Origin of the sequence: Phytohabitans aurantiacus, assembly GCF_027923225.1 — a bacterium.
Classification (GTDB): Bacteria; Actinomycetota; Actinomycetes; order Mycobacteriales; family Micromonosporaceae; genus Phytohabitans; species Phytohabitans aurantiacus.
Genome location: NZ_BSDI01000071.1, coordinates 37,936 through 52,598, shown reverse-complemented (window position 1 = coordinate 52,598; position 14,663 = coordinate 37,936). Strand labels below are relative to the sequence as shown.

Annotated in this window: 10 protein-coding genes; all 10 read right to left on the bottom strand. The window is 73.6% G+C overall.

What is annotated here, in order from left to right; all coding sequences use genetic code 11:
• Window positions 1-6: 6 nt before the first annotated feature.
• The 10 genes from QMG73_RS40665 to QMG73_RS40620 all read right to left on the bottom strand — a co-directional run bounded on the left by QMG73_RS40665 (window position 7) and on the right by QMG73_RS40620 (window position 14,568).
• On the bottom strand, window positions 7-1,200 hold the full coding sequence (locus tag QMG73_RS40665) for a VWA domain-containing protein (RefSeq protein WP_281904666.1): 1,194 nt from the start codon (window positions 1,198-1,200) through the stop codon (window positions 7-9).
• Window positions 1,187-3,418 carry a DUF5682 family protein gene (locus QMG73_RS40660; protein ID WP_281904665.1) on the bottom strand — a complete coding sequence of 744 codons (2,232 nt, stop codon included), beginning with the start codon at window positions 3,416-3,418 and terminating at the stop codon, window positions 1,187-1,189. The genes QMG73_RS40665 and QMG73_RS40660 overlap by 14 nt, the downstream gene beginning before the upstream one ends.
• Window positions 3,411-4,493, bottom strand: a complete 1,083-nt coding sequence (locus QMG73_RS40655) for an ATP-binding protein (protein ID WP_281904663.1) — start codon at window positions 4,491-4,493, stop codon at window positions 3,411-3,413. Before QMG73_RS40655 ends, QMG73_RS40660 begins: the two co-directional genes overlap by 8 nt.
• Window positions 4,490-7,339 (bottom strand): SWIM zinc finger family protein, encoded by a 2,850-nt coding sequence (locus tag QMG73_RS40650; RefSeq protein WP_281904662.1) that lies wholly within the window; start codon window positions 7,337-7,339, stop codon window positions 4,490-4,492. The genes QMG73_RS40655 and QMG73_RS40650 overlap by 4 nt, the downstream gene beginning before the upstream one ends.
• A 36-nt stretch (window positions 7,340-7,375) precedes the next feature.
• Window positions 7,376-8,293 (bottom strand): hypothetical protein, encoded by a 918-nt coding sequence (locus QMG73_RS40645; RefSeq protein WP_281904661.1) that lies wholly within the window; start codon window positions 8,291-8,293, stop codon window positions 7,376-7,378.
• 5 nt (window positions 8,294-8,298) lie between these two features.
• Window positions 8,299-8,655, bottom strand: a complete 357-nt coding sequence (locus QMG73_RS40640) for a hypothetical protein (protein ID WP_281904659.1) — start codon at window positions 8,653-8,655, stop codon at window positions 8,299-8,301.
• Window positions 8,656-9,069: 414 nt separating this feature from the next.
• Complete coding sequence (locus QMG73_RS40635) at window positions 9,070-9,684, bottom strand: DUF2207 family protein (protein ID WP_281904658.1); 615 nt, start codon at window positions 9,682-9,684, stop codon at window positions 9,070-9,072.
• Window positions 9,685-10,022: 338 nt separating this feature from the next.
• Window positions 10,023-11,888: a DUF2207 family protein gene (locus QMG73_RS40630; RefSeq protein WP_281904657.1), complete on the bottom strand. Its 1,866-nt coding sequence runs from the start codon at window positions 11,886-11,888 to the stop codon at window positions 10,023-10,025.
• A gap of 12 nt (window positions 11,889-11,900) precedes the next feature.
• Entirely contained in the window at window positions 11,901-12,479 is a 579-nt protein-coding gene (locus QMG73_RS40625) for a LemA family protein (protein ID WP_281904655.1), read from the bottom strand.
• Between the two features lie 577 nt (window positions 12,480-13,056).
• Window positions 13,057-14,568, bottom strand: a complete 1,512-nt coding sequence (locus tag QMG73_RS40620; RefSeq protein ID WP_281904654.1) for a S1 family peptidase — start codon at window positions 14,566-14,568, stop codon at window positions 13,057-13,059.
• Window positions 14,569-14,663: the final 95 nt, after the last annotated feature.

The window sequence follows — 14,663 nt, the reverse complement described above, 5'->3', positions numbered from 1 at the left end:
GGCCGATCACGTCGACTGCTGGGCCGCGAACGCGCGCAGGTCACGGCGTTCGATCGCGGCGGCCATCAGATCCGGGAACGCGTCCGGCGTACAGGCGAACGCGGGCACGCCCAGCGCAGCCAGCGCCGCCGCGTTGTCGTGGTCGTACGCCGGCGCACCCTCGTCTGACAGCGCCAGCAGCACCACGACCTGCACGCCAGAGTCGACGAGCGCCGCCACCCGCCGCAGCATCTCGGCGCGGATGCCGCCCTCGTACAGGTCGCTGATCAGTACGAAGATGCTGTCGCGCGGCCGGGTGACCAGCTCCTGGCAGTACGCGATCGCGCGGTTGATGTCGGTGCCGCCGCCGAGCTGAGTGCCGAAGAGCACCTCGACGGGATCGTGGAGCTGGTCGGTGAGGTCGACGACGGCGGTGTCGAAGACGACGAGCGAGGTGCGCAGGGACCGCATCGACGCCAGTACCGCCGCGAACACCCCGGAGTAGACGACCGAGGCGGCCATCGAGCCGGACTGGTCGACGCACAGGATCACGTCTCGCTGCACGGCGGTGGTGCGCCGGCCGTACCCGATGAGGCGCTCCGGCACGACGGTGCGGTAGTCGGGCTGGTAGTGCTTGAGGTTCGCGTGGATGGTCCGCCGCCAGTCGATGTCGGCGTGGCGCGGCCGGTTGATCCTGGTGGCGCGGTTGAGGGCGCCGGTAACGGCGGCCTTGGTCTTGTTGGCGATCCGGCGTTCGAGCTCGTCGACGACCTGGCGGACGACCTGCCGCGCGATGTCTTTGGTCTTGTCGGGCATGACCTGACCCAGCGACAGCAGCGTGCCGACCAGGTGCACGTCGGGCTCGACGGCGGACAGCATCTCGGGCTCCAGCAGCAGGCTGGTGAGGTTGAGCCGGTCGATCGCGTCGCTCTGCATGATCTGCACGACGGTGCTGGGGAAGTACTCCCGGATGTCGCCGAGCCAGCGGGCCACCTGCGGTGCGGACGCGCCCAAGCCCGCCGAGCGGGAGCGCTGGCCGCCCTGTCCCCCGCCGTCGTACAGCGCCGCGAGCGCCGTGTCCATCGCCGACTCCGCCCCGCTGAGCCCGCCCAGCGACTCTTCGGCGGCGCCACCGAGCACCAGTCGCCACCGGCGCAACCGGTCATCGCCGGACGGCTGATCCGGTTCCGCCGCCGCGCCGCCGCGCTCACTCACTGACATGGTGGATCTCCCGTCCGAGCAGGATGCCTAGCGTGGGCAGCACCGATGCGGCACGTTCGTGGTCAAGCCCAATCGGGGCGGGCGACGCGGCGACCGCTCCGCCGCGCACCCGCTCGCCGATCGACCGCCGTTCCGGCTCGGCGAACGTGCCGAACGTGCGCCGCAGCAACGGCAGCACGTCGGTGAACGAGTCTGCGGCCACGCCCGCCAACCATTCGTCCACAAGGGACAGCAGCGCGGTGTCGTGCACGAGCAGGAGCCCGCCGCCGGCCAGGAACCCTTCGACCCACTGGGCGGCGTCGGACGGAGGCGTGCCGGCGGTGAGCACGAGGCCCATCCGGCGGCGGGTCTCGGCGGCGTCGAGGCGGTCACCGTCGTACAGCAGGCGGGTCACGCGGCCGGCGATCAGCGGGTGGGTCCGGTCGGAGCCGGCGAGCCCGTCGAGCGCCTCCAACCACCGGTCGCGCAGCGATCTTGGCGCTCGCTCCGCCTGCGCGGGCTCCTGGGCCGCAACGGCGCCCGGTTCGTCGTCGAGCATGGCCAGCGCGGCGTGGACGGCGTCGACGTGGTTGCGCAACGGCTGCGCGGCCTCGTCGGCGAGCGAGGTGACGGCGCCGGGCAGGCCGGCGCAGATCCGGGCGACGAGCCCGCTGGTCACCGTGCGCAGCCCGGCAACGTCGCTGCCGCGCACGTCGCCGTAGCGCAGCGTGCGGGCCAGCGGCGGCACGGCACCCATGAGGTGGGCGACGTCGGCGTCGAGCGCGGCACGGGTGTCGAGGGCGTGCAGCACGGCCGGGTACGCGTCGGGCAGGTCGGCCAGTAGGCACGCCTCGACGAGCGGTGTCACCTCGGCGAGGCTCTCGGCGGCCCGCGCCTGCTCGGCGACCTTGGCGGTGGCCGCCGTGACGACGGTCGTGCCGTATCCGCCGGCCTCGACCAGGCTGATCGCGAACTCGGGCACCCAGCGCAGCCGCCACGACTCGCGGAACGTGCCCTTGCCGCCAGCGCGGTCGGCCGGCTCGCCCCACGCGACGCCGAGCAGCCGCAGCCGGTGCAGCAGCCGGCTGCGCCCCAGGTCGAGGTCGCGGCGCAGGTCGAGGTCGAGCGCGCGTTCGAGGGCCTCCGGCTTGAGGCGCAAGGTCCGCTGTTGCGCGGCCAGGTCGCGCGCCAGCGGCACCGCGGGCATGTCATCGGGTATCGAACCGAGCCGCTCGCTCACCACCAGCTGCCGCCCGATCAGGTCGACCCGCAGCTCGTCGCCTTCGCACAGCACCGACCGGGTGGCCTCGGTCAGCTCGGCGAGCCCGGCGAGGGGCCGGCCGCGCAGGGTGGCGAGCGCCTCCGCCAGCCGGATCGCCTCGATCACGTGCGCCGATGACGTCGGGACGCCTTCTTCGCGCAGTACTCCGGCGGCGGCGACCAGCCACCGGGTCACGACCTCGTCGGGTGTCGTGAACAGGTGGTGGTACCAGCCGGGCGAGCGCACCCCGGCGCCGTAGCCCTGCCACGACGCCAGCCGCCCGTACGTCCACGGCACCCAGGTGAAGGTGACCTTGGCCTTCTTACGCCCCTTGAGCAGGGCGGTGTCGTGGGCCGCTGTCACCTTGGCGGTCAGCGCCGGCACGTGCCACGCGCCGCAGACCACCGCCGGATTGGCGTGCGTCTTGCGGACCTCACGCAGGACACCGCGCATGTGCGCCTCGCGTACCAGATCGGCCGGATCCTCCGCGGACTCGGCACGGATCGCGGCCATCGCCTCACCGATGGCCTCGAACGCCGGCGCCCCGCGGTGCTCGACCACGTCTTCCCACCAGCGTTCGGGGTCGTCGTAGCCGGCCGCGGCGGCCAGCTCGCCGATGGGGTCGGCCGGCCGTTCCGGCCGGTCCGCGGGCTCGTCCTCCACCGCGAGGCGGTAGGCGTACGGCAGATCGAAGAACCGCACGGGTACGCCGTGGTCGGCGGCCCAGCGGATCGCCTGCCACTCCGGCGAGAACACCGCGAACGGCCAGTACGCGGCCTGGCGTGGATCGTCGGCGACGTAGCCGAGCAAGGCGACCGGCGGCACGAGCCGCTCGTCGGCGACCCATTTGACCAGCGTGTCCGCCTCGGGCGGCCCCTCGACGAGCAGGATGTCGGGCCGCTGCTCGTCGAGCGCCGCCACGACCGCCCGCGCCGAGCCGGGGCCGTGGTGGCGGATGCCGTAGAACCGCTCAGGCATCGCGGGCGGCTCGGTAGAACGCGGTCCAGCCGTCGCGCTCGCGCACCACGGTCTCCAGATACTCCCGCCACACCACGGCGTCGGTCCCCGGGTCCTTGATGACGGCACCGACGATGCCGCCCGCGACGTCGCGGGGGCGCAGCGTGCCGTCGCCGAAGTGGGCGGCGAGCGCCCAGCCGTTGGTGACCACGGAGATCGCCTCGGCGGTGGAGAGCGTGCCGGTCGGCGACTTGAGCTTGGTGCGGCCGTCTTCGGTGAGGCCGTTGCGCAGCTCGCGGAAGACGGTGACCACGCGGCGGATCTCGTCGAGGGCCGGCGGGACGTCGGGCAGCTCCAGCGAGCGGCCGAGCTGCGCCACCCGGCGGGCGACGATGTCGACCTCTTCGTCGGCGCTGGCCGGCACCGGCAGGACGACCGTGTTGAAGCGGCGGCGCAGCGCGCTGGACAGCTCGTTGACGCCGCGGTCGCGATCGTTGGCGGTGGCGATGACGTTGAAGCCCTTGACGGCCTGCACCTCGCTGGCCAGCTCGGGGACCGGCAGCGTCTTCTCCGACAGGATCGTGATGAGCGTGTCTTGCACGTCGGAGGGCATGCGGGTCAGCTCTTCGACCCGGGCGATCGCGCCGGTCTCCATCGCACGCATGACCGGGCTGGCCACGATGGCCTTGCTGGACGGGCCCTCGGCGAGCAGCCGGGCGTAGTTCCAGCCGTACCGGACGGCCTCTTCGGCGGTGCCGGCGGTGCCCTGGACCAGCAGCGTGGAGTCGCCGGAGATGGCCGCCGCGAGGTGCTCGGAGACCCAGGTCTTGGCGGTGCCGGGCACACCGAGCAGCAGCAGCGCCCGGTCGGTGGCGAGCGTGGCCACCGCGACCTCCATGAGCCGGCGCGGGCCGACGTACTTGGGGGTGATCTTGCCGCCGTCGCCGAGGAGGTACGTGACCACGGCCTGCGGGGACAGCCGCCAACCCGGCGGTCGCGGCCGGTCGTCGACGCCGGCGAGCTCGGCCAGTTCGTCGGCGAACTGCTGCTCGGCGTGCGGTCGGATGGCCGGCGTGCCGGCTGGCTCAGTACTCACGAGAGCTCCTCGTACATCTCTTGGCGGAAGTGCAGGGCGGCGGCCAGTTGGGCGACGAGCATCGCCTGGCGGCCGTCGGGGTGGTCTGCGTGCAGCCGTTCGGCCAGGGCGGCGGCGGGCTCGGCGAAGTGCACCGGCATCAACGGGGCGGCGCTGCGGCACAGCTCGCCGATGTGCCAGGCGTGCCGCTGCCCTTCGGCGAGGGTCCCGACCGCCTCCAGGACGGCGGCGGCCAACTCGTCGGGCCAGGCACCGGTGTGCAGGGAGATCAGCCGGTGCGCCCGGATGGGGTCGCTGCGCAGCGCCCGAGCCGCGTGCCGGGCCAGCTCGGGCGGCGGCAGGGCCTCGTAGAGCTGGGCGGCCAGCACGTCGTCGGAGACCGTGTCGGCCAGCAGGACCGCCCACGCCGGGTCGTGCTGGGCGGCGGCCGCCCGCGCCATTCCCTTGTGGACGGTCAGGGACCAGTCGTCGTTGGCCGGCAGCGCCAGCACGTCGGCCGGCGGCATGCCGAACGCGGTGGTCCAGGTGTCAAGCGGGGTGCGCGCGACTACCTCTTCCAGCAGCCACGCCTGCGGGCCGACACCCTGCGGCGCCCGAGGCTGTACGCCGTCGCGGCGCATGCCGGCGTCGAACTCGGCGGGCGGGGTCACGACGAGCCGGTCGCGGCCGAGCGGCCGCCGCTCCAGGCGCACGCAGGCCAGCGCCCGCTCGGCCATCCGCTGGCGCAGAGCCGAGCCGGGCAGCGCCGACAGCAGGTCGCACGCGGTGATGCGGACCTCCTTGCGGCGGTCGTCGAGGGCCCGCTCCAGCAGCGGCTCGTCGGCCAGCGACAGGCCGGTGGCCAGCGCGCCGAGTAGGCGGGCGCGGTCGTCTGGATCTTCGCTGTCGAAGGTCGCGGTGAGCAGGTCGAGCCCAGCCGCGGCATCACCGGCGCGGACCGCGGTGAGGTAGGCGAGCCGCTGGCCCGGGGTGCCGGTGGCCCAGTCGTCGGGGTTCGGGGCGGCGACCCATTGGCCGCCACTCTCGGCCAGCAGGTATCGCCAGTCGGAGCGGCGCTCGGCGAGCCAGGCGCCCCGGCGGCCGGCGACGGCGGCGAGCGCGGGGCGCAGGGCGGCGCGCCGGCGGCCCGCGTCGAGCAGGGCGGGCAGCAGCTCGGCCGGCACCCGGTAGCCGCGCTCGGCGGCCCGCGCCAGCCAGTCGCCGAGCAGGCCGAGGGCCATCTCGGTGCCACCCGGCACGGCGCCGTCGGTGACCAGCAGCGCGAGGCGGTGCGCCGCCGCACGAGGTATCACCGTGGCGCTCTCCTCCGGGGCCGGCTCGATGGGCACCCGGCCGGCGGCGGGCAGCGTGCCGGCCCGGCGGTAGGCCAGTGCGACCGCGGCGCCCTCCAGCAGCGCGCCCGGGCCGCCACCGTCGAGCCGCAGCCCGTCGACGGTCGCGCCGGTGAACGGGCGCCGCTCGGTGCCGACCAGCGCCGTGGACAGCAGCTCGGCGGGCAGCGCGGGACCGCGGCGGTCGCCGCTCGGGCCGGGCGTCGCCGGCACGTACTGCCCTTCCGGCCAGGCGGCGAGCGGGCGGAACCCGGCCGGACCGTACTCACCGGCGACCGTGACGGGGTGGCCGCCGCTGGCCGCGAGCAGCCACCACGGCTCGTCGTGCCCCGCCGTCAGCGGCAGCGCGTCGCCGGCCGCGTCGACCAGGTGCCGGTCGTCGGTGAGCGCGACACCGGACAGCAGCATCGGCACCCGCTCGCACCACGGATCGGCGGCCACCGCGGCTGCCCACCCCGCCAGCGCCTCCCGAACTGTGTTTCCCGGCTCGCTCGGTCGTGAGGCGCCAGAAGGCGCCGCCGCGCCAACTCCCTCGCTCGTCCCGTGTCGCTCAGCGATCACGGCGCGCAGGGGGAGGGCGCCCGGGTACCAGCACAGCTCGGCGTCGATGACGGTGCCCGGGACGGTGTCGGCGGGAAGCGCCTGCCCGGGCGGCGCGAACGCCAGGAGCAGCGCGAACCGCCCCGACGCGGCGCCTCGAAGCCAGGTGCGCCGCGTGACGAGCCGGTCGTCGGCCACGTCGGCGTGGCCCAGCACATGCCAATGGTCGCGCAGCCGGGGCGTGCGAAGGACCTCTTCGGTGGACACCGGGATGCCGACCCGGGAGCGCACGGTGGCGGCCAGCGGCTCCGGCAGCTCGCCGACCCGGCCGTACGCCGACACCAGCAGCCGCAGCAGCGCGAGCTCGCCGAGGAGCCGGTCGGCCCAGTGCTGGCCGACACCGGCGACCCGCCCCAGCCGCCGGACCGCGTTGGCGGCGCCGGGCGCCTGGGCGTCGACCAGCCGGGCGGCCACCGCCTCGTAGGGCCCGTAGCCGGAGCGCTCGGCGGCCGCCAGCCCGTGCGCGACCTGGTCGAGCAGCCAGCGGTCGAGATCTTCGAGGCCGGAGGCGATGCGGTCGGCGCGCCGCTGCGTGGTCGCCTCGCTCGGCTGGGCCCGCTTGGCCGGCGCCGGGCGAGAGGCGCGCGCGGCACGGGACGCCCGCCACTCGCCGACCCAGCCGGGCTCCTCGCCCTCGAGCGCGCCGCCCGCGGACCACATGAGCATGAGGCCGAGCGCGTGCTTGCACGGGAACTTCCGGCTCGGGCAGGAGCAGCGGTAGGCCGGCTCGCTCAGGTCGACACAGACCTGGTAGGGCTGCTTGCCGCTGCCACGGCACAGCCCCCAGATCAGGTCGCCGGCCCGCCCGGACGCCTCCCACTTCGCGGCACCGCTGACCCCTTGCGCGCCCCGCGCCGAGCTGGCATCCGGGGCGAGCGCGAGAACCTGTGTCGTGCTCCACCGTTCAATCGGCACCGGAGCACTGTATTGCCCAGGTCCGACACTCAACCGTCACGGTGGGCTGTTCTGGAACTGGAACTGGACGCGCACCGATTCGTCGAGGGGGACGACGAGCGTGGAGTTGCTGGCTGACCAGGTCTCCGGTACGAGGAACATCCGGTCGCGGCCGACGATGAGCAGACGCAAACGCCGGTACCGGTAGTGAAAGGTCTGCTCCGGCGACGCCGGCAGGACGCGCTCCTCGACGCCCGGCGAGCGCAGGTGCAGCCGTTCCTTGGTGTCGAGGATGACGCGGGGCAGGCTGTCCAGGTGGCGCGCCTGGTTGCGGGCGAGTCCGCGCCCCGACCACCCGGCGACGGTCGCGGTCGCCCAGAAGACTCCCACGGCGACGAGCGCGTAGAGCATCACGATGATCATCCGGCGCAGCAGGAGGGTGTCGTCGGTCTGCCGCTCGGCGGCGGAACCGAGCAGGTCACGCAGGCGCCACCGGTACGCGAGCAGCCCGGCGCCGACGGCCAGCAGCAGCGGTGTAAACAGGTCGTACCCAGGCCATTCGCCGATGAGCGGAAAGGCGAACAGTAGGGCGATCCCGCCGCCGAGGATGGCGAGCCCAGCGCCGGTCGCCACGCGGACGAGGCGCCGGAGCGGGAGCAGTGCGCGTGGCTGCCCGGAGTCCTTCGCGGTGGCGATGCGGCGGCGGATGCTCAGATGCGCGGTCAGCATCCCGGCGCCGAGCAGCACGAAGGTCAGCAGCGGGGCCAGCAGTGGCTGCGGGCTGCGCATGATGTAGTCCTGGGTGCCCAGGCCCACGGTGTCCACGTCGATGCCGAAGTACTCGTACTGCGCCCGCGAGGAGACGTACCCGAAGTAGAACAGCAGTCCACTCAGGACGGTGACCGGTGCGATGACGGTGGCCCAGGCGCTGACCCAGCCCGGCAGGTGGCCGCCGGTGGCTTCCTCGTCGGGCACCGGCGTCAACCCCCACCGCCGGGTGGCGGGCCGGTGGACTCCCCGGTCGCCGGCGGGTCGCTCGACGGAAACTCGTCGGGCGTATCGACGGTGAACCGGTTCCTGTCCTCGTCGGTGACCTCCTGCTTGACCGCGGCGGCGAAACGGGTACACAGCCGGCTCTCAACGGCCGGACAGCGGATCTTTCCCGACATCTTCAGCTCGGCTGACCAGGCCTGCCGCCGCGCGATGGCCGGTACGAAGCACTGGCCCGCCTTGGTCTTGTACGTGCCGGCGCGGAAGACGAACTTCTTCTCGCAGAGCCGGTTCTGGCATCCGTCGAAGGCCTTCTCCGTGTGAAGATGTCCCGGGGATCGAACCACACGTCGGTGACCTCGATGGTGACGCCGTCGGGTATGTCGGGCGGCGGGAGCCACGCGACGGTAAGGCACCGCCTCATCGCCGTACCGTCGTTGTACGCGTGGCCGATCGGCAGGTCCGGTACCTTGATGGCGGGCTTGGTTCCACTCTTAGGCGCGGGCGGTTCGGGGCCGCTGCCTTCGGCGGCGGGTTGGCCCGGCGTGGCGGCCGAATCGTCGTCCGGGAGCGGCTGTTCGCAGCCCGCCGCCAGCACGGCGACAGCGGCGAGCAGGCAGGCGACCCGCGACAGCGGCCGCCTCATCGTGGGAGTCCTTCGAGCGGCGTTTCGCGATCCACGGTGGACGCTCCACCTTGGACATTGTCGTACCGGACCCGGAGATCGATGACGCGCCGGCTCCACCGGCGGACCTTGATGGTCACGGTTTCTCCGATCTCGCACGCCAGACCGGCCGGCAGTGCCCAAGCCGTGGTACGCGGAGCCGAGCCGCGCCCAGAGCCGCACCGTAGGCCAGGTACCGGTCCCACACCGCGACAGCGGCGGGCGGCAGGCCGGAGAACGTCTCATGTGCCCGCAGCCACCGGCGTACACCCAGCCACCGCGCCGCGACCTCGCGGCCGGCGTCCGTGTCGCGCTCGCCCAGGTCGCCGGCGCTGAGGCGGCCCAGCGGGCCGAGCACCAGCAGCGCCGCGAGTCCACCGAGGACCAGTCCGGCGACGAGGCTGGGCGGCTGGGTGTGCGTGAGGCAGAAGCGCAGGACGGCCCAGAACACCGCGGCACCGACGCCGAGCGCGCCGGCCGACAGCCCGGTGACGGCCGCCCTGCTGAACCGGGCACGCGACAGGCCGAGCCGGCGGGCCTCGGCGACGACCTCGGCGTGTAGCCGATCGTTCCACCGCGCGGCCTCGCCCGCGTCCCGGAAGGTCAGCGCGCTCACCGGTACGACTCCGTGCCGGGCCAGCGTGCGGACCCGGTCGAGGACCCGGCGTTCGAACGGCAGCAGGGCGCCGGCGGGCCGGTCCAGCGGGTGCACGGTCGTCTGCCGCGGATCGTTACCCGGTTGGCGCAACTACAGGTGACCGCGGGCGGCCAGGTCCAGGACGGTCGCGGGCGCCGCTTCCTCGGGCGGCGACCATCCGCTGGCCAGCAGGCTGACCACCGCTGGGGGCTCGGCTCCCAGATCCGGGCTCGACGCCGCCGGCGGGACAGGCCGGCCGGGTCCGCACCCGTACGGCCAGATAGGCCAGGAAGAACGCCGCACCCGCGATGCCGATGTCAATTGTCGTGTCCAACATCTAGACCACCACCTGGCATGACGCACATCGTCAGGCAGGCACGTCGATGGCGCTATCGGGTACCGGTCACATGCCACTATCGAGTGGACGGTGGAGCCGGCCGGGTGGCCATCCGCGCGGCGGCCTGCTGCAGGAGCCACGGCAGGTATGTGCGGCGGCCGCGGGCGGGGCCGAGCAGGGTCAGCACCACGGTGGTCTCGCCGGCGCGCAGCGCGGCCCGATCGCCGTTGACGTAGGCGCCTTCCCCGATGCCCGCGAGCGCCTCGCCGCGCGAGTTGCCCCGCCAGGCCCACCGGCCCGCCGTACCGTCCGCGCTCTGCACCAGCAGCACGGCCTTGCCCCGGTCAGCCGACACGTACTGCGCGCTGCCGACCGGCCCGAGCGCCGGCACCGGATCCCCGGGCCGCACGGGCATCCCCAGCGCCTGCGCGATCTGGTCCACAGTGAACACGTCTTCGGGAGCGAGCCGAGCCGGCCCCGCCTCGACCGGGGAGTCGATGTCCACAGTGGTCATCGGCTCGGCGAAGGCGAGGGCCCGCGACCGGCCATGGCCGACGACGTCCAGCCCGACGACGAGGCGGCTCCACGGCCGTACCCGGATCGTGACGGTGTCGCCGTCGTGGCAGCGGCCGGCCCGCTCGCTGGGCAGCGCCCACGCCGTGGTGCGGTCGTCGGTGCCGTCGTCCACGGCCAGGTAGTGCAGCCAAGGCCGGGACGGACGGTTCTCGTGGTGCGCGGTCGACCGCCAGACCTCCGCCCACAGCACCTCACCGGTGATCGTGCGGACCGTGGCGAGGTCGACCAGCGCGCGGGCGAGCGTATAGGCGCCGTACAGCATCAGCAGCAGGCCGACGGCGCCGACGCCGACGGCGACCCGGTCCAGCGTCGGCGCGACGCCGGTCTGGGTTTCGAGGAAGTCGAGCCCGTCGCCGGTGAACCCGAACAGCAGGAGAACGCCGGCGGCGCCGGCCACCACCGCGCGCAGCGACAGCTTCGGTGCGCTGTGGCCGTACCGCCAGAACAGGCGCGGATAGCGCACGCGTACCCGGTGCCAGGTGCCGCCGAACGACGACCAGACAAGTTTGCGGTTGCCCATGCCGAGGTCGAGGATCGCGCTGGCGAGGTGGGTGGCGCCGGTGGCCGCGCCGTAGCCCAGGTACCGATCCCACACGGTCACGGACGCCGGCGGCAGGTCGGCGAACTCCTCGTGCCCGCGCAACCAGTCGCGTACGCCCAGCCAGCGCGCCGCGACCTGGCGGCCCAGCGGGGTGTCGCGCTCGCCCCGGGTCACGCCGATCACGGCGCCCAGCAAGAAGAACGTCAGGATCCCGGCGGCGACGCCGGGGTTGTCGTCATCGTCGCCGCTCCACGTTCCATAGTGGAACGCCGCGCCGGCGACCACGAGCGCCACGAGCACCGCGGCGGCGGTCAGCGCGCCGGTCAGCACCGGGCCGAAGCGGCGCTGGGACAGCCCGGCCGCGCGCGCCTCGGCGACGACCTCGGCGTGCAGGCGCTTGTTCCACCCCTTGGCCTGCCCCTCGTCCCTGAACGTCAAGGCGGTCAACGGGACGACGCCGTCGACGGCGAGGCCGCGTACCCGGTCCAGGACCCGCCGCTCGTACGGCCGCAGCCCCGCGGTGTCCGGCGGTCTCGCCGGCAGGTGCAGGGTGGTCTGCATCGGGTCGTTGCCGGGCTGGCGCAGCTCCACGAAGCGGCGGGCCGCCAGGTCGAGCAGCGTCGACTCGGCCGCGTCTTCGGTCAGGCTCCACCGGTTTACCAGCAGGCTGACCACGGCCGGCGACTCGTCGCCGAGGTCCTGGGTCGCCGGGTCCGGCGCCGGGCTCGCGGGCCGGGTGAGCAGCCGCGCGACCCCGTACGCACCGAACCAGCCGCTGAGGGCCGCCCCCGCCACCGCGAGGTCGAGTACCGCGCGCGAGTCCATCGCCAGCCCCCGCTAGAAGCGAACCTGGACCGGGCCGCGCTCGCCCCCGGCCGCCTCGAAGTACTCCGTCGTCCGGAACCCACCGATGCCCGCGATGACGTTCGTGGGCAGCGTCTGCACGCTCGTGTTGAGCGTCTGCACAGCACTGTTGTAGAACTGCCGGGCGTAGGCGATCTTGTCTTCGGTGTTGGCCAGCTCGGCCTGCAGGGCGGCGAAGTTCTGGTTTGCCTTGAGGTCCGGATACGCCTCAGCGAGCGCGAACAGCCGGCCCAACGCCTGGCTCAGCATGTCTTCGGCGGCGGCGCGCTCGCCCACGCGGGCCTGCGCGGAGTTGATCGCGCCGTTCCGGGCCGTGACCACGGCATCGAGCGTGCCCCGCTCGTGCGCCGCGTACCCCTTCACCGTCTCCACCAGGTTGGGTATGAGATCGTAGCGCCGCTTGAGCTGCACATCGATCTGAGCCCAGGACGCCTGCACCTGGTTGCGCTGGCGCACCAGCCGGTTGTACGTGACCAACGCCCACCCGACGACAACCACCGCGAGCAGGCAGAACAGCCCACCCACGAGGCCGGCAGGAACGCCAATGTCCATCCTCGAACTCCCGTCCAGATCCCGTGTTGCCCGATAGTGCGCGCCGAGAGCCCCGCTGAGCCCGAGACTGTCGCCGATCAGACCCTCAGGCCGCGCCACCCGCGCTCCCCACGGCCCCCGCGGCCCGCCCAGCCAGCGCAGCACGGCGTGTCGCCACGCCGCTTGCGCCGATCAAGGGCGAATGCACGCGGAAATGAGATCGAACCGCGTGCATTCGCCCTTGATCGACGCGAATGCCCTTGATCGGCGATGCGCGAGGGGACGTCGGCGGTGCCGGACGGAGGTTGAGGGGCGCGCCGGCCGGATGCCGAGGAGGCAGAGCGAGGAGATGAGCTGCCGCGATGTCCGTCGCGGGCGAGGCCGTTGCTCCCGCGGCCTCACCCGCCGTCGTCCCACGGCCCAACCCCCGACCGGGGTTGATCGTGAAGCGCGGACGGTGAGGCCGCGGGAGCAACGGCATGGAGCACCGCGAACGTCGCGGTAGCTCGAATCCATGGGTGTTGGGGTCTGGCCTATGTGGACGGACGCAGGCGTCGGCCCCCGGGCGACACCCGGGGGCCGAAGCGCCGTACTCGGTTTAGCGGTGGGCCTTCTGACCCGCCTGCTCCTGGCCGGCCTCGCCGTCGCCGGCCTCGCCGTCGGCGCCGGCTTCCTCGTCGGCGCCCGCTTCCTCGTCAGCGCCCGCGCCCGCACCCGCGCCCGGGTCTTCGGCGCCAGCGCCGGCGCCGGCCGCGGTGAGCAGGGTGAGGTTCAGGGTCTGGAGGATCTCGTTCACCGGCTGGAAGAACGTCTCGCCGCCCTGCTGGCAGTTTCCGGAACCGCCCGAGACGACGCCCTGGGCCTGGTCGCCGGCGAGCAGGGAGCCGCCGGAGTCGCCGGGCTCGGCGCACACGTCGGTGCCGATCAGGCCGCCGACCGCGACCGTGCCCTCGCCGTCGATGGGGTCCGCGAAGTTGACGGTGACGTTGAGCGCCTGGACCTCGCCGCAGCTCGCGCCGGTGGTCTGGCCGAACTTGCAGACCGCGGTGCCCACGACCGCCTCTTCCGAGCCGGCGACCGGCAGGGGCGCGCCGAGGTTGGCCGCGCCGGCGTTTTCGCCGCCGAAGCTGTTGACCTCGCCGACCGGCGCGAAGCCGTCGCCGGTGGCGACGAAGGAGAAGTCGTTGCCCGGGAAGGATGATGCCTGGAAGTCACCCAGCGCGACCAGTTGCTGGCCATCCTGTACCGCAGTGGCGTCGCCCTCGTTGCCGCAGTGGCCGGCGCTGACGAAGCCGCCCTGTACCGCGAACCCGACGGAGCAGACCGCCTGGCCCTCGATGACGTACGACGCGCCGCCGCGCACGGCCTGCGCGTTCGGGTCGGCTGGCTCCTCCGGGGCTCCGGTCTCCTCCGGCGGTGCTGTCTCCTCCGGCGGCGCCGTCTCGTCTGGGTCCTCCGGCGGCGCTGTTTCCTCCGGATCCTCGGTGGGGTCCGGCTTGGGGCGGTTCAGCAGGCGCGCCGCGGTCCCGTCGGCGACCACGCGCACGTCGCTGGCGTCGACGCCCGCCTTGCGGACGAAGGTGCGGGCGGCGGACGTGCGCCCGGAAGCGGCGCGGACCACGACCGTGTTGGTCGCGGGGTCGATGTACCAGCCGGTGACGCTCGCCGAGGCGGTGCCGGATCGGCGGTCCAGGGTCCGCTTGACCGTGCTGAGCTCGCGGGCGCTGCGGTCCACCACGGCCGCCTGCGCACCGGCCGCGCGTATCTCGTCGGTGAGGGAGCGATCGGTGACCGCCACGTTGAGCTGCTGGCCGGTGAGCCAGGCGCCGGCGTACTCGTCGCCGAGTGTCCCGCGCAGTGCCCGAGCGGTCCGCGCCGCCCACGCCTCGCGGCTCAGGCGGGCGTCGAGCTGCGCGTCGGTCAGGTTCAGGTCGCGCCGCAGTGCGGCGCGCATCTCCTCCGATACGCGTGGCGTACTGGCCGCGGGGGCGTCACCGTCAGCGTTGGTGCCGGCGTTGGCGCTGAGGGTGATCGCCGTTCCGGCACCCACGGTGGCCAGGACGGCCGCCGCTATGACGGTTTTGCGCGTGGTCAAACGTCGCGCGATCATTCAATCCACTCCTCTCAGTCTGCAGTAGGTACGGACTGACATCCGGAGCAGATCGGTTTCTAAGGGAGTTTTGAGGAACGTTTAGGACGAGCGAC